We start from the raw sequence: 19,101 nt of genomic DNA, 5'->3' as shown, positions 1-19,101 counted from the left end.
CACAAGGCCGCTCCTACATGTACCGCGCAAGGCTGAGGTCTGGCGCGGTACTTGTAGGAGCGGCCTTGTGTCGCGAAAGGGCTGCAAAGCAGCCCCACTCCTGCACTACTCGATCTTCAGTTCTTTCTTCACCAGTTCCAACAGCCTGCCCAGATCCACCGGCTTCAACAGAAAATCCACCACCCCCAGGTGCATCACGTCCACCGCCTCTTTCACGTCGGTATCGCCCGACACCACGATGATCGACAACGCCGCCCGCTCTGATTCGCGAACCTTGCGGATCAGGTCCAGGCCATCCTCCGGTTGCATGCGCAAATCCGTAATCATCAAGCCAATCCGTTGCTGGTAGTGCAGGTACAGCCTGGCCTCCTCGGCCCCATCCGCCCCGACACAGTCAATCCCCCGGCTTTTCAGGTACAGGATCAGCGCCTCACGATTCACCGCATTGTCATCCACCACCAGCACCAGCGGCTTGGCAGCCACGGGCGCACTTACGACGGCCAATGCCTCGCGCTCGGCGTCGCTCAGGATGTCGTATTGCTCAGGCATGCTCATCTCGTCAAAAAATTTCCGCTTCAGCATTAGGACCGCAGAACTTGCGTAACCCGGCTGGCCTTTCGTCGGGTCTTTGACAGGGGCTCTCATAGACTTACGTCCAATGGGCACCATCCCGCCGCAAGCCGACCATGGAGGCAGAGAACAACATGGCCGGCACCTATATATATAGATATATAGTTCGGCATAGCGATACGGTCAGTTTCATGAGCAAAAAGGACGCCTACAGCCAGGCGGGCAGGACGGCAGTGCTGCAGAACATCCAGGGCACCTTGCAGTTCCTGCAGCGTTTTCCGCCGTTCAACCAGATGGAACACAGCCACCTGGCCTACCTGGTCGAACAGTGCCAGCTGCGCTTCTATGCCAGCGGCGAAAGCATCGTCAAACCTGCCGACGGGCCGGTCGAGCACTTCTACATCGTCAAGCAGGGCCGCGTGGTCGGCGAACGCCAGCATCTGGTCAAACCTGGTGTGGAGACTACCTTCGAGATCACCAGTGGCGAATGCTTCCCGCTGGCTGCCCTGCTCGGCGAGCGGGCGACACGCACCGAACATCTGGCCGGCGAGGACACCTTCTGCCTGCAGCTGAACAAGGCCGCGTTCATCCGCGTGTTCTCGATGTCGGAAGTGTTTCGGGATTTTGCCCTGCGCGGGGTCAGCAGCCTGCTCGACCAGGTCAACCAGCAGGTACGCCAGCGCGCGGTGGAAACCCTCGGCACCCAGTATTCGCTGAACACGCCACTGGGTGAACTGGCCATGCGCCACCCGGTGGTGTGCAGCCCCGACACGCCCCTGCGCGACGCCGTGCGGCTGATGCACGAGCAGCAGGTTGGCAGCATCGTGGTGGTCGACCCGCAGCGCTACCCCACCGGTATCTTCACCCTGCGCGACCTGCGCCAGGTGGTGGCGGCGGCCGATGCCGACCTGGGCGCGCCCATCGCGCGGCACATGACCGCCCAGCCGTTCTACCTCAGCCCCCAGGCCAGCGCCTTCGACGCAGCCATGGCCATGACCGAGCGGCATATCGCCCACGTATGCCTGGTGGAAAACCGACGCCTGTGCGGTGTGGTTTCGGAGCGCGACCTGTTCTCCCTGCAACGGGTCGACCTGGTGCACCTGGCACGCACCATCCGCCATGCGCCACGCCTGGATACCCTGGTCTCGCTGCGCGGAGAAATCAGCCAGCTGGTCGAGCGCATGCTGGCCCATGGCGCGTCCTCCACGCAGATCACCCAGATCATCACCCTGCTCAACGACCACACCGTGTGCCGGGTGATCGAACTGGCGCTGGCCGAGCGCGGTGACCCGGGCGTGCCGTTCAGTTGGCTGTGCTTTGGCAGCGAGGGGCGACGAGAACAAACCCTGCACACCGACCAGGACAACGGCATCCTCTTCGAAGCCGCCGACAGCACCGAAGCCGACGCCATCCGCGCACGCCTGCTGCCGCTGGCGCAATACATCAACCAGTGCCTGGCCCAGTGCGGCTTCACCCTGTGCAAGGGCAACGTCATGGCCGGCAACCCCGAGCTGTGCCTGTCGCGCAGTGAATGGGCGCGGCGTTTTGCCGGTTTTGTCCGCGAAGCCAGCCCGGAGAACCTGCTGGGCTCGAGCATCTATTTCGACCTGCGCGTAGTGTGGGGCGACGAGCAAGGTTGCGAGCAGCTGCGCCAGGGCCTGCTGGACCAGGTGGCCGACAACCGCATCTTCCAGCGCATGATGGCTGACAACGCCCTGCGCCAGCGCCCGCCGGTGGGCCGCCTGCGCGAGTTCGTGCTGACCCGCCAGGGCAACGACAAGGCCGCCACCCTCGACCTCAAGGTCCAGGGCCTGACGCCCTTCGTCGATGGTGCGCGGCTGCTGGCCCTGGCCAACGGCATCGGTGCTTGCAATACCTTGGAGCGCCTGCGCCAGCTCGTGGCCAAGGGCGTGATCGAGGCACTGGATGGCGCAGCGTATGAAGAGGCCTACCACTTCATCCAGCAAACGCGCATGCAGCAGCACCAGCGCCAGACCCGCGACAACCTGCCCTATTCCAACCGCCTGGACCCGGACAGCCTCAACCACCTGGACCGGCGCATCCTGCGCGAGTCCCTGCGCCAGGCCCAGCGCCTGCAAAGCAGCCTGGCCTTGCGGTACCAGCTATGAGCCTGTTCGCCTGGCTGCGCCCCAGTGCGCCGGAACTGGACCACGCCACGCGCCAGCGCCTGGCCCGGCTGCCCAAGCCAGCGCCATTGGGGGTGTGTACCCTGCGCGAGCAACGCTGGGTGGTGCTGGACCTGGAGACCAGCGGCCTGAACACCAACCGTGACCAGGTGCTATCGGTTGGTGCCGTCGCCATCGAAGACGGCGCCATCGACTTTGCCCAGCAGTTCGAACGCACCTTGCACCGGCCTTTGCAGAAGACCAACGCCAGCGTGCTGATCCATGGCCTGGGCCCGAGTGCCCTGGCTGCCGGTTGCGACCCGGCCGAGGCCTTGCTCGACCTGCTCGACTTCATTGGCAACAGCCCGGTGCTGGCATTCCACGCGCCGTTCGACCAGCGCATGCTGGCCCGTGCGCTGAAGGAAAGCCTGGGCTATCGCTTGCACTCGCCCTTCCTGGATGTTGCCGAACTGGCACCGATGCTCAACCCCGACACAGTGCTGCGCGAGGCCGGGCTGGATGACTGGGTCGCGCGGTTTGGCCTGCAAGTCGAGGAGCGCCATCATGCCAGCGCCGATGCCCTGGTTACCGCCGAACTGGCGCTGATCCTGTTCAGCCAGGCCCGGCGCCAGCAGCTGGACAGCCCGCTGCAGCTGGAGCAGCGCTTGCGCGGGTGGCGCAGGCGCAAGGTGCACAACCACGGCCTGTAGCTTTTCACCGCCCTTGCTGGCCTCTTCGCGGGTAAACCCGCTCCCACAGGGACTGTACTGCCTTTGATGCCCTGGAGATCCTGTGGGAGCGGGTTTACCCGCGAAGAGGCCAGCACAGGCATAACATCTGCACGACTTGGATGATGGCCATCCGATAAGCGTCCATTGCACCCACCCCCTCCCCTCTGCAACAATCGCGAATAATTATCGTTAGTTAATGCATTCGTTCCGGGGGGACGCTGCTTGTCTTCTGCACAGAGCCCACACGCCGATCTGGTCGGTGCGCTGTACCGCGACCATCGCGGCTGGCTGCTCGCCTGGCTGCAACGCAGCATGGCCTGCCGCCAACGTGCCGAAGACCTGAGCCAGGACACCTTCGTGCGCCTGCTCGGCCGTGCGCAACTGGATACGCCCCGCGAACCCCGCGCGTTCCTGGCCGCCGTGGCCAAGGGCCTGATGTTCGACCACTTCCGCCGCGCCGCGCTGGAACAGGCCTACCTGGCCGAACTGGCCCTGATGCCGGAAGTCGAACAACCTTCCCCGGAAGTGCAACACCTGATCCTTGAGGACCTCAAGGCCATCGACCGCCTGCTCGGCAAGCTCTCGAGCAAGGCCCGCGCAGCATTCCTGCACAATCGCCTGGAAGGTATGAGCCATGCCGAAATCGCCGAGCACATGGGGGTTTCGGTTTCGCGGGTGCGCCAGTACATCGCCCAGGGCATGCGCCAGTGCTACGTGGCCCTGTACGGGGAGCCGACGTGAGCAGTTCACCGGTTTCGTCCCGGGTGCTGGAAGCCGCCATTGCCTGGAAGCTCAGCCTCGACAACGGCAGCGGCACACCTGACGAGCGCAGCGAATTCATGCGCTGGCATGCCGCCAGCGAGGAGCATGCCCGCGCCTGGCGCCAACTCGGTGCCATGGACCAGCGCGTGAGCGCCGCTGCCGGCCCGGCACGCCAGGCCCTGCTGCAATCGCGCGCCGGGCTGCGCCGACGTATCGGCAAGGTCGGCGGCGGGCTGGCCGGCATGTTTCTGCTGGGCTCGCTGCTGGCCTGGGTCGGCGCACCATCGCTGGCACCGAGCTACTGGCTGGCCGATCAGCGTACCGCCACCGGCGAACTGCGTACCCTGCGCCTGGAAGACGGCACCTTGTTGAGCCTGAACAGCCACACGGCCGTGGATATCGACTACACCGGCAAGCAACGGGTGATTGTGCTGCACCAAGGCGAGATTTCGGTCGAAACCGGCCATCAGGACCGGCGCCCGCTGCTGGTGCGCACCGACGATGGCCGCCTGCGCCCGTTGGGCACACGCTTCCTGGTGCGCCGCGAGGACGACGGCACGCGCCTGGAAGTACTGCAAGCCTCGGTCGCTGCCATGCCGCTGAACAGCGGCGACGAACAGGTGCTGCGCGAAGGCCAGCAGGTTCTGATGAACGCCAACGGCCTTGGCCGGATCGGCACGGTGCCAGCCGGTGCCGACGCCTGGACCCGCGGCATGCTAGTGGTGGACAACGTGCGCCTGGCTGACCTGCTGGCCACGCTTGGCCAGTACCGCAGCGGTTACCTCGGGGTAGACGACCAGGTCGCCGATCTGCGGGTGACCGGCAGCTTCCCGCTGACCGATACCGACCTGGCACTGTCGTCGCTGGTGCCGGCACTGCCAGTGAAGGTCGAGCGGCATACGCCGTGGTGGGTGACCGTCGTTCCCAAATAAACCTGCACCGGCCTCTTCGCGGGTAAACCCGCTCCCACAGGGTTGCACCAGCCTCAAAGCCCCCGCGATCCCTGTGGGAGCGGGCAAGCCCGCGAAAGGGGCGGTACAGGCGAAAACCAACTTCAAATAATTCTCAATTTTTTTCAGATTCGCCCTGTCACTTTTCAAATCTCGCTCGGCAAGGAAGCAGAAAGCACTTATCCGTCGAGGAGCCTCTGCATGTCCCGTGCTGTTGATCGTATCCTGCGCCCCAGCCTGATGGCCCTGGCCATCGCCGTGACCGCACCATTGGCCAGCCCTGCCCTGTTCGCCGCCGAGCAATCCGCTCAGCGCGCCTACGACCTGACCAGCGCCCCGCTGGCCACCACTCTCAACCAGATCGCCAGCCAGGCCGGCATCACCCTGGCCATCGACCCGGCATTGGTAAGCGGCCGCACCTCGGCCCCAGTGAGCGGGCAGTACGATGGCCTTGGTGCCCTGCAGGCCGCCCTGCGCGGCACCGGCCTGCAACTGCAGCAAAGCAGCGTGGGCAGCTACAGCCTGGTGGCTACGCCGGAAGGGACACTGGCGTTGCCGGAGACTGCGATCAATGCGACTTCCAGCTATGAAAGCGCCTGGGGACCGGTAGAGGGTTACACCGCGACCCGGACAGCAGCTGGCACCAAGACCGACACCGCCATCGCCGAACTTCCCCGCTCGGTAAGCGTGATCACCCGCCAGCAGATGGAAGACCGGCCGGTGCTCAGCCTGAACGACGCCCTTCGCTACACCGCTGGCGTGCAGAGCAGCGGCTATGGATCCGACTCGCGCAGTGACTGGTTGCTGGTACGGGGTTTTGTGCCTACCCAGTTCCTCGATGGCCTGCCATTGCCCAAGGGCAACTACGCCACCCCCAAGATCGAGCCCTGGAACCTGGAGCGCATCGCCGTGCTGCGTGGCCCTGCCTCTTCGGTCTACGGCCAGACTCCACCAGGCGGCCTGCTGGACATGACCAGTCGTCAGCCGCAATTGGAAAGCAGCCACGAAGTCGAAGCCCAGGTTGGCAGCAACAACCACAAGCAGATCAACTTCGACAGCACTGGCAAGCTCGACGATGCAGGCCAGTTCCTGTACCGAGTGAGCGGCACCGTGCGTGACAGCGGTTCGCCGGTAGACCACATCCCGGACAAACGCTACAACATCGCGCCCAGCCTGACCTGGAACATCAACGACGACACCAAGCTGACTTTCATCAGCCAATACACCCGCGATGACACCGGCATCACCGGCCAGTTCCTGCCACTGCAAGGCACCAAGCTGGATAGCCCCGCAGGCAAGATTTCGCACCACAAGAACCTGGGCGACCCGGATTGGGAGTCCTACGACCGCACCTACTACCACCTGGGCTATGCGTTCGAGACCCGCCTGAACGATACCTGGCAGTTCCGTCAGAACCTGCGCTACGCGCGTAACGAACTGGACTTCAAGGGCATTACCGCCGGTGGTTCGATCTGGCCAGCCGGCCCGGACGAAGCTGTCAGCGCCGATGGCACCGTGCAACGCACCGCCGGTATCGTCGAGGAGGACATCTCACAGTTCGCCTTGGACAACAACTTCCAGGCCGACTTCCAGACCGGGCAGGTTGCCCATACCCTGCTGCTGGGGCTCGACCACCAGCGCTCGGACAGCAATGCCCGCTGGCGCTGGGGCTCGGCGGGTGTGCCACCGAGCAATATCCACAACCCCATCTACGGTCAGGATTTCTCGAACGTTCAGTACTTCGACATGTACGACTACGACCAGAAAACCCAGCAGACCGGCCTGTATATCCAGGACCAGATGGCGTTGGACAACTGGCGCCTGACCCTTGGTGGCCGTGAGGACTGGGTGCACACCGGCACCACCTTCCACAATCAAGGCGACGCAACCAACACCCAACGCGACAAGAAGTTCAGTGGTAACGCAGCTCTCAGCTATGTATTCGATAACGGCCTGACGCCTTACATCTCCTATGCCGAGTCGTTCCAGGCTGCCACCGGTTCCACCGTCAACAGCTCCGATGCCTTCGAACCGACCGAAGGCAAGCAATACGAACTGGGCATCAAGTACCAGCCTCCAGGCAGCAATAGCCTGTTCACCGCTGCTGTGTTCGACCTGACACAGGAGAACATGTCGGTGACCGAGGGTGGTGTCACCCGCCAGGTAGGCGAAGTGCGCGTAAAAGGCCTGGAGTTGGAGGCTACCTCGGATGTGACCGAGAACCTCAAACTGGTGGGCTCGTACACCTACAACGACAGCGAAATCATCAAAGGCACCAGTGACGAGAAAGGCAAGCGCATGGCGCAGGTGCCGCGCAACCAGGCTACTGCCTGGGCTGACTACACCTGGCACAGCGGACCACTGGATGGGTTCGGGGTCGGCGTTGGCGTGCGCTACGTGGGCGACACCTACGGTAATACCACTAACACCGATTGGGGGCATGTTGGGTCCTACACCGTGTACGACGCTTCGGTGCACTACGACCTGGGCCGCCTGAACAGCACCCTCAAGGGGGTGACCGTAGCCGTGGATGCGAAGAACCTGTTCAACAAGGACTACTTGTCTACCTGTGACGGGTACTACTGCTACTACGGCGACGAGCGCAACGTGGTGGCCAGTGTCAATTACAAGTTCTGAGTGAACGGGGGCCGCTTTGCGGCCCCAGCTTCCAACAGGCAAAAATCGGTACCGTGATGAAAAGCCCAACCATCCGCCGCTGGTCGGTGATCCACACCTGGAGCAGCCTGGTCTGCACCCTGTTCCTGCTGCTGCTGTCAGTCACCGGCCTGCCGCTGATCTTCCACCACGAACTCGAACACCTGCTCGGCGACGCCCCCGAACTGCGGGAAATGCCGGCCGATACGCCACACCTCGACCTGCAGCAGTTGGTGATCAAGGCCGAGCAGCACCGACCCGACGAGGTCATGCAGTACTTCGGCTACGACAAGGACGAAGCCAACGGCGTAGTGGCCATAACCGCCGCCACCGCCGGCACCGAACCCAATTCTTCGCACACCTTCATGCTCGACGCCCGCACCGGTGAAGCCGTGGCCATGCCGGCCGCCAACGGCGGCTTCATGATGACCATGCTGCGCCTGCACGTGGACATGTTCGCCGGCCTGCCCGGCAAGCTGCTGCTGGCCTTCATGGGCGTGCTGTTCGTCGTGGCGATCATCTCCGGCACCGTGCTCTATGCACCGTTCATGCGCCGTCTGGACTTCGGCACGGTGCGCCACGGCAAATCCCGTCGCCTGCGCTGGCTCGACCTGCACAACCTGATCGGCGTGGTCACCTTGGCCTGGGCACTGACGGTAGGCGTGACCGGTGTCATCAGCGCGCTGTCGGACCTGGTCATCGCCGCCTGGCGCAACGACAGCCTGGCCGCCATGGTTGCCCCATACCGTGATGCCCCACCGCTCACCGAACGCGCCCCGGCAACCCACCTGCTGACCATCGCCGAACAGGCCGCCCCCGGCATGCGTCCGGACTTCATCGCCTTCCCGGGCACACGCTTTTCCAGTGAGCACCACTATGCGGTGTTCATGAAGGGCGCCACGCACCTGACCTCGCACCTGCTCACGCCCGTGCTGATCGATGCGCGAACACTGGCAGTGACCGCCGTCGGCGAACGCCCCTGGTACATGGATGCCATGGGCCTGTCGCAACCGCTGCACTTCGGTGACTACGGTGGCCGGCCCATGCAAATCCTGTGGGCGCTACTCGATGTGCTGACCATCATCGTCCTCTGCAGCGGCTTGTATCTGTGGTGGGGCAAACAGCGCACGAAGCGGGAGGCGCGGGCATGAGCCACAAGTCACAGCCGACCTGGCGCATCTTCATCTGGCCGATGGTCGTGGCCTTGCTCACTGCCGTGGGGCTGTTTGCCGCCTTGCTGGGGGACGGGGTCTGGGACAGCCTGGCCTGGCTCGGCCTGGGGGTGTCGACGGCTCTCGGCCTGCAAGGTTTCTACCCTCGTCCACGGCAGTAACCGGATAATACCCGCACCCTCTTTTGCCGCGACATGGTTGGCTGCCATTTTCCAAGGAGCCATACCATGACACCTTTGCAGCGCCTCGAAGCGCTCGATCAACAACTCATCGCCCTTGAGCAAGGCAAACCCGAACTGGCGAGCGAAACGGAACCGGCCGCCCTGCGCCAGCGTTTTTTTGGTGACCTGGCAGCGTTCTGGAACGACCCTGTCGAAACAGGCCACAGCCGCGTCCGGCAACTGCGCGAACTGCGTCATGAGCAACTTCTGGCCGAACTGGAACTGCGCCTCGCCGACCAGACCCTGGACTACAGCCACATCAGCCTGCTGCGCACCTCCCTGGAGCTGCCGCTACCCTGGCAGCGCAACCACCTGCCAGACACCCACCGGGCCCAGGTTTATCGGCCGGTATTCAACCGTTCAAGCCCCCATGGCCGGTTGCCGTTACCCGGCGTGCTGGTATTGGTGGCAGACGCACCGGAAGGGGCCGTTGCCGAGCCTGCAACAGCCACAGGCCAGGCACTGCTGTGCAGCGTGTCTCATGGCGTTGAAGGCTTCGCCAACCTGGCTGAACTGCATAGGGAGCTGTGCGAGCGCCTGGACGACCCCATGCAAAGCCGGCCAATGCTGCAACTGCTCCCCCGCCTGCAGGACCAGCAACTGGTCCGGTGTGCCGACCGGCTGCGCTACGAGTGGTTTACTGGCGACCTGGTCGAACAACAGGCCACTGACGTGATCGACGCGCAGCATCAACGGCTTACCATCGCCTGGCACGCCGCCTGGGCGCTTGACCAGAACCCGAATCTACCGGCACTGAAAAGCACCCTGGCCAAACAGCAGTCACTGACCGATCTCATGGGCAGCCAATATGCGTTGTCCACCCGTTATGCGCTGCTGCTGGAAAAACACCTGCCCGCCTGGCTGCGCCAGAGCTCCACGCAAAGCCTGACGCACATCATGCAAACGATCCAAGAGCTCGCCGGGGCCATCACCCAGGCTGCTGCACCCGGCCTTTTGACCCTGGAGGCGTTCGGCAATCGCCACCACCTGCTGGCATGGGTGCGCGAACGCCTTGGCAAGGCGCTGCGGCGCGAATTCTCCATCGAATTGCCTGCCGAAAAAGTCTGCATAACCGTCACGCTTGCACACCGCACCGGCCCGCTGATCAACCCGCTGGCACCTTCGGGTTACGTGGCCGTTGCCAACCGTCGCCATGTCGGTGGCACCATCGAACTGGTAACCACCACCTACCGCCTGGACGAGCTGGCCCTGCTGAACATCGGCTGGTTCGACGTCGATTACTGGCTGACTGCCCGAATACACCACGAAGACGGTTCCACGCTGGAATCAATATCCGCTGAAGGGGTAAAGCGCCTGGTGCGTGAGCTGGACGCCGGCAGTGGCTACATCCGCTACCTGCGAACCCACCTGCTGGAGTCTCCAGGTGCGCGCTGGCGCATGCAATGCCACGGCAACATGAACCGCGCCCGCATGCGCGCCGAGGCTGCCAAGGCCCGCTATGCCAGGCACTTTCTGAACGATACCCACGAGCGGGGCTATCGCTGGGTCAAGGCCGTCACCGACCACCCCGACAACAATTGGCGTCCTACCATCGACGAGCATCGTATCGCGGTGCGCCAACTGATCATCGACGGGCACACGCTGCAAGGGGTACTGCTGCTCAATGCCGAGAGCGACAACCAGCCGTCGCTGGTGCTGTATACACCGGACGCTCCCGACCGGCGCGCATGGCGTGAATACCCCGATACCCGGGCGCTGCTCAGAACCCTTCGCAGCACGCCTTCCTTGCGAAAGTACCTGATCCAGCGCGCGCCTCTGGCTGATGGCAAGCGGCTCGACAAGTTGGTGCGCAAAGGCCGCCTCGGGCCATATGTGCAAAGACCAATGATCAACGGCAACCTCTTCGATGCCCTTTACAAGGCCCAGGTCCACGCCATGATCGCCGAGGCCGATACCAACAGCCGCAGCAACCGCGAGCTGCTCGGCGAGTACGGGCTGTCGACGCTGCGCCTGGTTCTCGACATGATCAGCCTCGTGCTACCGGCCCCGACAATGTCAGCCCTGGCCTTCGGCCGTATGTCGATTTCGCTGTGGGACGGCTTCGAAGCCCTGGAAAAAGAGGACTATGCAGCAACCTTCCACCACGCCATGGCCGCTTTGAGCCACAGCGCCGATGGGTTGTCCAGTTTCGCTGGTTCGCCCCTCATGCGCCGGGCGATGCGCGGCCTGCCGCCGCAACCTCCGCGCCCACTGCCGAATACCCACGAAGCGGCCGTGGATGTGAGCAAGCTGCGCTACCGGATCGACGGCGTTCATGGCGAGGAAGTGTACGAACAGATCAACAGCGTGCCAGGTCCGGACCGGTACTTCGTCAAGGACAGCCAGGGGCGGTTGTACAACGTCCACTTCGACGGCTATCGCTGGCGGGTACTCGACCCCAGGCAGCCGGATGCCTACGCGCAACTGCCGATCAAACGGCTGCGCAACGGCAATTGGGTGGTCGATTCCATCGTGCTTTGGCATGACGGGTTGCCTGACATAGCCCACCTGTTGGAAGAGGTACGCCTGCAACAACCATTAGCGGGCGAACCGGTGGCAGGGGACGCCGACCTGCACGACGATGGGGGGCAACTCTATTTGCAGTTGGGTAACCATCAGTTGCCGGTTCGACGGCACCTGCTTGCCGGGCAATACCATTTGCTGCTGCCCGAGAAGGCACTGGGCGCAGTCCACGCCTGGGCAGTATTGCGCCAACAGGGCGGCCAATGGCGCATTCGCGTGCGCCAGCCAGGCCGCAGCAGCGACTGGCTGGCACTGCCGGCGGATTACTCGGCCAGCTTGGGCAGCAGCCGGTCCAGCCGCTGATGCAAGGCACTGCCACTCGGCCAGTTGCGCAGCAGCCGCGCCCGATCACGGGCGTAGGCCGGGGCGAAGCTGAGCTGGGTGGCGTGCTGGCACATGGCGTCAAGGTCGATCAGCGACCATTGGCCGTTGTGCCAGAACAGGTTGTGGCCCTTGAAGTCACCATGGCTGATACGCTCGCGAATCAGCTGCTGCATCACATGCACCAGGGCATCCACCTGCTCCTCGGGCGCATCGCCGTTATCCACGTAGGGCGCGAAGCATTCGGCCAGGTCTGGGCCATCGATATACTCGGTGACCAGGTAGGCACGGCTTCGCAGCCCCATCACCCGTTGCTCCAGCACCGCGAGTGGACGCGGCGTGGCAATGTCGAGGAATTCCAGGCGATGGCCTTCAATCCAGGAATGCCAGGCCCGGCTCGGGCGCCAGAAGCGCTTGAACCAGTGTGCGGTGTTCTTGATGTTGTAGCGCTTGAGCACCAGCGTGCGGCCGCCAACCTCGATGCGCGCCACACTGGCCGCACCCCCGGTCTTGTACAGGTGACCCTGGTCGATCAACGCGTCAGCCTGCTCCAGTACCGGCAGCATGGCTTCGACCTCGTCGCGGCGGATTGCCCGCAAGCCCGAAAGGCTGCGCTCGACACTGAACAGGCTGCATTCACGACCAGCCTTTTCCAGGTAATCCTTCTGGCGCCAGCTGCGCACCTTGTCCACCTGCTTCTGCAAGGCTTCCAGCGGCAGCGCATGCTCGGCGTTGGCCAGCAGGTAGTGCACCAACAGTTCTTCGATGAAAGGCTCCAGGCGCTTGGGGAGCTGAGCGAAGAACACCCCCAGGTTTTCCAGCACACGCGGGCGTGACAGCTGCTGGCCAGGCGTTTCGGCCTTGATGCCGGCGCCGTCGATCAGGTACAGCTTGCCGCCGTGGCGCAGCAGGTTGTCCAGGTGCAGGTCTTCCTGCCATAAACCCCGGGCGTGCATGTGCGCCACTGCAGTGAGCGCCTCGCCCAGCACCAGATGCTGCTCGTCTGCCAACACCGGCAAACTCTCCACTGCCGCCCAGGCATCGGCCAGGCTCTCGGCGCCGTCGAGGAATTCGAACAGCAGCCAGCCGCCCTCGCCTTCCTTGAGGCCGTCAGCCAGCAGCTTCGGCGTGGTCAGGCCCTGCTCGGCCAGCAGTTTCACGCCTTGCAGTTCGCGCTGGAAATGCCGTGCAGCGTTACCACCGACCAGCAGCTTGGCCAGCACGGGGGTACCGCGCCACACGCCGGCACCCACATAGCGCTGGCCCGGCAGCACGCGCAGCAGGCTGAGCAATTGCAGGTCGGCCGTGCCGGCGGCATCGGCCAGGGTGATGCTCAGGGGCAACGAGGGGCTGCGCCCGGCCTCTTTCAATTCAGACAAACGCATCAGCGGGCCTCTTTTTCACGACGGCGTTGCGTCAGGCGTTGCAGCCAGGTATCGACCAGCGTGCCATCGGCAGGCTGCGCCAGGTAGCTGGCCAGCAAGGTACGTACATCGCGCTCGCCCCAGACCGGTGCGCGGCGCAGCAACGGTTCCAGGTCCTTGAGGCGGTCACGCATGCCGAACAACAGGGGTCGGGTCTTCTCCAGGTCGATCAGTTGCGCGTCCCAGCCTTCGCGGCGCTGACGCAGGAAGATGTGCTTGGGGTAGAAGCAACCATGCACCTGGCCGGCACGGTGCAGGGTGCGCGCCAGCTGGCCGCAGGCCTGCAGGACACCATTGCGTTCGGCATCGCTAAGTTGTGGCCACCGGGCCAACAAGCTGTCGAGGTCGGCCCATTCGTCCAGAGCACGAGTCATCAGGATCGCCCGGTGCGTGCCGCCTTTCTTGCGCTCGCCGTAGAACACCGCCTGCAAGGCCGGAATCTGCAGTTTCTGGTAACGGCTGATGTTGCGGAATTCGCGGGCGAAGGTCGGCTCGCCGAATGGCCGGTGCAGGGTACGGGTCAGGTAGTCGCTCTGGCGCTTGAGGTAGTAGCCCTTGCCCTCGAGCTCCAGGCGGTACACGCTGCTCCAGCCACCGCGGCCGGTGTTCGGTTCGTCCACGGCATCCAGTTGCAGCGCCCACAGTGCCTCGAAGTCGTCCAGGCCATGGCGCTTGAGCAGCGCGAGGTCCGCGCTGGCCAGGTAATCGGTCATTCCCTTCCCTCGAAAAAGCTCACCACCTGGCGAATGCGCTTCTTGTCACGCACATTCAGCCGGTCGCGGCCACGATATTGCAGGTAGAAACGCAGGCGCTGGGTCGCCGACAGGTGGTATTTGGCCACTTTGTCCAGGCATGCCAGGTCCTTGATCATCCGGTGCCGCCACATGAAGCCGCGCCAGAAATCGCCGGTGGGGCAGTCGATGAAGAATAGCGTGCCCTGGTCGTCGACCAGCAAGTTGCGCCATTTCAGGTCGTTATGGGCGAAGTGGTGCTGGTGCATGACCCGGGTGTGGCGCGCCAGCTGGCTGCTGACATGCCCGACCCAGGCGCGATCGGCCAGGCGTGCATCGTTGCGCTCGGCCAGCGCCGACAAGTCTTCGGTACGCGGCAGTTCGCGGGTGATCATGGCCCCCCGGCCAAAGGCCAGGCCATTACGCTCCAGGCCCCACGCCACCACTTCGGCAGTGGCGATGCCCCACTTGGCGAACTGCTTGAGGTTCTGCCATTCGGCCTTGATCCGCGGCCGGCCCAGGTAACGGCGCATGTGCTTGCCGGCCCCGGTGTAGCGCTTGACGTAATAATTGACCCCGTCACGCGTGATACGCACCACCTCACTGAGCGGGTCGCGGGTCAGGCGCTCGCCTTGCAGGGCAAATACCGCTTCCAGGCTGCCGAAGTCCGCCGCCAGGTGTTGGTAGCCTGGCGCCAGTGTCCACCCCGCCATCAGAGTGCATCCCCATAACGTTGCTTGCGGTCATAGAGTTTCTGCGCCTTGCGCTCCAGCCAGGCGAGCAGCGCGGCTTCATCCTTAAGGACCTGCCGCAGCGGGCGCTGAAAGTAACCGCGCAGGAAACGCAGCTTGTCGCGCTGGGTCAGGCCGATGTCCAGCGCCGAGAAGTACAGCGCGGCCAGGTCCTTGTCGCGCCAGCGGCGGCTGATTTTCGCCCGGGTCTGCGCGCGGTGCAGGTCGATTACCGACAGTTTGAAGTCTTCCGCCGTCACCGGGCGGTCGGTGTGCAGCAGGAAGTGGCAGATGTAGCAGTCGCGGTGGTTGACCCCGGCGCGGTGCATGCCGCCGGTCATCTTCGCCACTTCGGCGATCAGCGCGCGCTTCAGGCGCGGCTCGGGCGGCTGCCTGACCCAGTCGATGCTGAAGTCTTCCAGGCTGATGGTCGGCGCCAGCTCTTCGGTGATGATGAACGAGTGCTGCGCGGCCGGGTTGCTGCCACGCTCGCCATAGGCGACGGCTGTCATGGTCGGCACGCCAACCTGGTGCAGGCGCTGTATGGCCTGCCATTCCTGGCCGGCGCCGAGTACCGGCAGCTTGGCGGTAAGCAGGTTCTTGAAGATCTCGCCCCAGCCGATGCCGCGGTGGATCTTGACGAAAAAGCCCTCGCCAGCGACTTCGGTGCGCAGCGTGCGGCGCCCTTCCAGTTCGCGATAGACCTCGCCTTGCAGCGCCTCCACGGCATCGAAGGCATCACGCCCGGCCCACAGGCGCTTGAACGGTTCGGCCAGTATCAGCTTCATGCGGACTCCTGCCCCAGGATCACGTCGGCGGCATGCTGCGGCATGCTGTACAGATCGGCGGTTTCAGCAAACGCCAGGCCGTTGCGCGACCAGCTGGCGCGGGCCTGCTGGTCTTCGAGCATGCGCTGCAGGTAGCCATTGAGCTGTTCCTGCTCGAACGGCTCGTCCAGCACCAGGCCACTGTCGGCCTCGGCGATATAGTGGGCGTAGCCGCATACTTTGGAGACCAGCACCGGCAGGCCGGCCACCAGTGCCTCGAGCAGCACCGTGCCGGTGTTCTCGTTGTACGCCGGGTGGATCAGCAGGTCGGCGCCAAGCAGAAAGCGCGGGATGTCGCTGCGGCCCTTGAGGAACTGCACCTGCTCGCCCAGGCCCAAGGTAGCGCTTTGCAGCTGGAACACCTTGGGGTCATCCTGGCCTATCACCATCAGCCTGGTACGTTTGCGCAAGGCCGATGGCAGCGCGGCCAGGGCCTTGAGGCTGCGGTCAACGCCCTTGGTCTTGAAGCCTGAGCCAATCTGCACCAGCAGCAGGTCGTCATCGCCCAGGTTGAATTCCTTGCGGAACTCGGCGCGGATTTCGCCGGCATTGGCCGGCGCGCGGCGGTCCTGGGAAATGCCCGGCGGCAGCAGGTGGAAACGTTCCACCGGGGTGCCGTAGTGCTTGATGAACAGCGGCTGCTGCACTTCGGAAATCATCAGCACTTCGGTATGGGCGTCCTTGGCGAACACCGCACGTTCGTACTCGGCAAAGTGCCGGTAGCGGCCCCAGCGGCGGTACAGGCCGCCACGCAGGGTCTGCGCCTTGTCCTCGAAGCAGCCGTCGGCGGCGTAGTACACATCCAGCCCAGGCATCTTGTTGAAGCCGATCAGGCGGTCGACCGGGCGCTTGGCCAGGTCGGCGGCCATCCAGGCGCTGAGCTTCTCATTGCGGCGGTGATTGAAAATCGCCTTCACCGGCGCCACCAGCACTTCGAAGCCCGGCGGAATGTCACCCTCCCAGATCAGCGTGTACACACGGATCTGGTGGCCCCGCTTCTGGCATTCCAGGGCAATGCGCATGAAGTCGCGCTGCAGCCCGCCGAAGGGGAAATATTTGTAAAGCACGAAAGCCAGTTGCATCAACGGACATCCTCAGCCAGCAGCAACGCGCTCAAGCGGCTCGCCACATGCTCGGGATTCAGGCGAGTGAAGCACAGCGGCCACTCGCGTTTCAGATCGAACCGGCGCAGGTCGTCGGCGCTCGGTTTGTAGGTGCACTTCTTCTGCAGGCAGGGCGCGCAGGGCCAGTCACTGGCCTGGTGAATCTGGGTCCGTCCGTAGGCGCCGGTCAGGCCCGGGTTGGTCGGGCCGAACAGCGAAATGGTGGGCACATCAAGTGCCGCCGCCAGGTGGCCGAGGCCGGTATCGACCGCCACACAGGCTTTTGCCGCCGCCAACACGCGTGCGACGCCGGCAAGGTTCAATTTGGGGAGCACCTGGCAGTTGTTCAAGCCCTGGGCGATGCGCTCGGCCCGCGCCTTCTCGGCCGGGTTGCCCCACGGCAGGCGCACTTCCAGCTTGCGCCGGCCCATGCGCTCGGCCAGTTCGCGCCAGTAGGCTTCGGGCCAGTGCTTGGTCGCCCAGGTGGTACCGTGCAGGAACACCACATAGGGGGCGGCCGGCGGCAGTTGCAGGCGCTCGAGGTCGAGGCCGTAGTTGCCGATGCCTTCCGGCAGGTCGTAGGCCAGGGCCATGGCGAACAGCTGGCGCACCCGCTCCACCGCATGCTGGCCGGTGGCAACCGACAGGCGCCGGTCATAGAAGCGGCTGGCCCAGCCCTCCCGGGCCGAGTAGCGGTCCAGGCCAGCCACAGGCGCCTTCACATAGCGGGTCAGCCAGGCCGACTTGACCAGGCCCTGGGCGTCGATCACCAGGTCGTACTTGCGCTCGCGTACACGCTGCTTGAATGCCTTCCACTCACCGCTCTTGATGGTTTGCCAGAGGTTCTTGCGCCAGCGGCGAATGGCCACCGGGATCACCTGGTCGACCGCCGGGTGCCAGCTGGGGATTTCGGCGAAGCCTTCTTCCACCACCCAGTCGAAACGGATGCCCGGGATGGCCTGGGCGGCATCGGTAAGCGCCGGCAAGGTGTGGATCACATCACCCAGCGACGAAGTCTTGATGATCAGTACCCGCACTTAGTCGACCTCGGCCACGGTATCGATCAGGTCCGGCCCGGTCAGGCTGTGCAGGGCAGCGATGACTTTGCCCGGCTCCAGCAGGCGCAGGCAGTTGTAGTGGCCGAAGCGGCAGGTGCGGTCGAAGCACGGGCTGCACTCGATGCCGGTGCGCACCACTTCCACATGCTCGGCCAGCGGCGGGGTGAAGCCCGGCGAGGTCGAGCCGTACACCGCCACCAGCGGGCGGTTCAGCGCGGCGGCCACGTGCATCAGGCCCGAGTCGTTGGACACCACGGCATGGGCGCAGGACATCAGGTCGATGGCCTCGGCCAGCGAGGTTTCGCCGGCCAGGTTGGACGACTCTTCACGCAAGCCCGGGATCAGCCGATCGCGAATCTGCTCACCGACCGGGTGATCGTTCCTCGAGCCGAACAGCCACACCTGCCAGCCCTGGCGGATCATCGCATCGGCCACGGTGGCGTAGTGCTCGGCCGGCCAGCGCTTGGCCTCGCCGAACTCGGCACCGGGGCACAGCGCCAGCACCGGGCGGTCCAGCTCCAGGCCGAACTTGGCAAGGGCGGCGTCGCGGCTTTGCGCTTCGATCTGAAGGCTGGGGCGCGGGTACGGCTGCGGCAGCTCGGCGCCGGGTGCGTAGGCCAGGGCCATGAAGCGCTCGATCATCAGCGGGTAACGGGCCTTGTCCAGCTTGCGCACGTCGTTGAGCAGGCCGAAGCGCATTTCGCCGCGCCAGCCGGTGCGCTTGGGGATACCGGCAAAGAACGGCACCAGCGCCGACTTCAGCGAGTTGGGCAGCAGGATGGCCTGGTCGTACTGGCCGGCCAAGGACTTGCCGATGCGTCGCCGCGTGGCCAGTTCCAGTGCGCCGTGGCCGAGCGGGAAGCTCAGGGCCTGACGGACCTCGGGCATGCGTTCGAGGATCGGCCGGCTCCACTCGGGGGCCAGCACATCGATCACGCAGTCGGGGTGCTGCTGTTTCAGGCACTGGAACAGGGTCTGCGCCATCACCATGTCGCCAACCCAGCTGGGGCCAATGATCAGTATTCTCATGCTTAGTCCAGAAACGCTCGGGGAGGCTACAGGCTGCGGTACAGCCTGGCCTCCCCTCTTTATATTCAGGCTATGTGGCGGACAGTGTACCACTCAGGCATATCCGCCGCTGATTGCAGACCCTGTGGGAGCGGGTTTACCCGCGAACACCGGCGAAGCCGGTGCCA

16 protein-coding genes are annotated in these 19,101 nt (G+C 64.4%); 8 read left to right on the top strand and 8 right to left on the bottom strand.

Going from position 1 to position 19,101, the window contains the following annotated elements; all coding sequences use genetic code 11:
* Positions 1-105: 105 nt before the first annotated feature.
* Positions 106-645 (bottom strand): response regulator, encoded by a 540-nt coding sequence (locus MJ643_RS04005; RefSeq protein ID WP_208209591.1) that lies wholly within the window; start codon positions 643-645, stop codon positions 106-108.
* A gap of 116 nt (positions 646-761) precedes the next feature.
* On the opposite strand from MJ643_RS04005, the gene MJ643_RS04000 reads away from it, so the two are divergent.
* From MJ643_RS04000 to MJ643_RS03965, 8 genes are all read left to right on the top strand, one after another.
* Entirely contained in the window at positions 762-2,699 is a 1,938-nt protein-coding gene (locus tag MJ643_RS04000; RefSeq protein WP_024086130.1) for a DUF294 nucleotidyltransferase-like domain-containing protein, read from the top strand.
* The gene (locus tag MJ643_RS03995) at positions 2,696-3,406 is read left to right on the top strand and encodes a 3'-5' exonuclease (RefSeq protein WP_013970547.1); all 711 of its coding nucleotides are present in this window, start codon (positions 2,696-2,698) and stop codon (positions 3,404-3,406) included. The genes MJ643_RS04000 and MJ643_RS03995 overlap by 4 nt, the downstream gene beginning before the upstream one ends.
* A 243-nt stretch (positions 3,407-3,649) precedes the next feature.
* A complete protein-coding gene (locus MJ643_RS03990) occupies positions 3,650-4,168 on the top strand; it encodes an RNA polymerase sigma factor (protein WP_024086129.1) in 519 nt (172 codons plus the stop codon).
* Entirely contained in the window at positions 4,165-5,121 is a 957-nt protein-coding gene (locus MJ643_RS03985; RefSeq protein ID WP_038408568.1) for a FecR family protein, read from the top strand. Before MJ643_RS03990 ends, MJ643_RS03985 begins: the two co-directional genes overlap by 4 nt.
* Positions 5,122-5,340: 219 nt before the next feature.
* Positions 5,341-7,776: a TonB-dependent siderophore receptor gene (locus tag MJ643_RS03980; RefSeq protein WP_208209590.1), complete on the top strand. Its 2,436-nt coding sequence runs from the start codon at positions 5,341-5,343 to the stop codon at positions 7,774-7,776.
* A gap of 56 nt (positions 7,777-7,832) precedes the next feature.
* Positions 7,833-8,945 carry a PepSY-associated TM helix domain-containing protein gene (locus MJ643_RS03975; RefSeq protein WP_208209589.1) on the top strand — a complete coding sequence of 371 codons (1,113 nt, stop codon included), beginning with the start codon at positions 7,833-7,835 and terminating at the stop codon, positions 8,943-8,945.
* Positions 8,942-9,127 (top strand): hypothetical protein, encoded by a 186-nt coding sequence (locus tag MJ643_RS03970; protein ID WP_054573682.1) that lies wholly within the window; start codon positions 8,942-8,944, stop codon positions 9,125-9,127. Before MJ643_RS03975 ends, MJ643_RS03970 begins: the two co-directional genes overlap by 4 nt.
* 66 nt (positions 9,128-9,193) lie before the next feature.
* Positions 9,194-12,013 carry a DUF6543 domain-containing protein gene (locus MJ643_RS03965; RefSeq protein ID WP_208209588.1) on the top strand — a complete coding sequence of 940 codons (2,820 nt, stop codon included), beginning with the start codon at positions 9,194-9,196 and terminating at the stop codon, positions 12,011-12,013.
* On the opposite strand, the gene MJ643_RS03960 is transcribed toward MJ643_RS03965, so the two are convergent.
* From MJ643_RS03960 to waaF, 7 genes are read right to left on the bottom strand one after another with little or no spacing between them, the layout of a single operon-like run.
* The gene (locus MJ643_RS03960; protein ID WP_013970541.1) at positions 11,974-13,416 is read right to left on the bottom strand and encodes a lipopolysaccharide kinase InaA family protein; all 1,443 of its coding nucleotides are present in this window, start codon (positions 13,414-13,416) and stop codon (positions 11,974-11,976) included. The two genes, MJ643_RS03965 and MJ643_RS03960, sit on opposite strands and share 40 nt — an antisense overlap.
* Positions 13,416-14,168, bottom strand: a complete 753-nt coding sequence (locus tag MJ643_RS03955) for a lipopolysaccharide kinase InaA family protein (RefSeq protein ID WP_015268682.1) — start codon at positions 14,166-14,168, stop codon at positions 13,416-13,418. Before MJ643_RS03955 ends, MJ643_RS03960 begins: the two co-directional genes overlap by 1 nt.
* The gene (locus tag MJ643_RS03950; RefSeq protein WP_208209587.1) at positions 14,165-14,899 is read right to left on the bottom strand and encodes a lipopolysaccharide kinase InaA family protein; all 735 of its coding nucleotides are present in this window, start codon (positions 14,897-14,899) and stop codon (positions 14,165-14,167) included. The genes MJ643_RS03955 and MJ643_RS03950 overlap by 4 nt, the downstream gene beginning before the upstream one ends.
* On the bottom strand, positions 14,899-15,705 hold the full coding sequence (rfaP, locus tag MJ643_RS03945; RefSeq protein ID WP_013970539.1) for a lipopolysaccharide core heptose(I) kinase RfaP: 807 nt from the start codon (positions 15,703-15,705) through the stop codon (positions 14,899-14,901). The genes MJ643_RS03950 and rfaP overlap by 1 nt, the downstream gene beginning before the upstream one ends.
* On the bottom strand, positions 15,702-16,826 hold the full coding sequence (locus MJ643_RS03940) for a glycosyltransferase family 4 protein (RefSeq protein ID WP_013970538.1): 1,125 nt from the start codon (positions 16,824-16,826) through the stop codon (positions 15,702-15,704). Before MJ643_RS03940 ends, rfaP begins: the two co-directional genes overlap by 4 nt.
* Positions 16,826-17,884 carry a lipopolysaccharide heptosyltransferase I gene (gene waaC, locus MJ643_RS03935; RefSeq protein WP_013970537.1) on the bottom strand — a complete coding sequence of 353 codons (1,059 nt, stop codon included), beginning with the start codon at positions 17,882-17,884 and terminating at the stop codon, positions 16,826-16,828. Before waaC ends, MJ643_RS03940 begins: the two co-directional genes overlap by 1 nt.
* A complete protein-coding gene (gene waaF / locus MJ643_RS03930) occupies positions 17,885-18,934 on the bottom strand; it encodes a lipopolysaccharide heptosyltransferase II (protein ID WP_208209586.1) in 1,050 nt (349 codons plus the stop codon).
* Positions 18,935-19,101 lie beyond the last annotated feature (167 nt).

The sequence above is a fragment of the Pseudomonas sp. PNPG3 genome, from assembly GCF_023093815.1.
Classification (GTDB): domain Bacteria; phylum Pseudomonadota; class Gammaproteobacteria; order Pseudomonadales; family Pseudomonadaceae; genus Aquipseudomonas; species Aquipseudomonas asiatica.
This window is presented reverse-complemented; position numbering and strand designations above follow the sequence as displayed.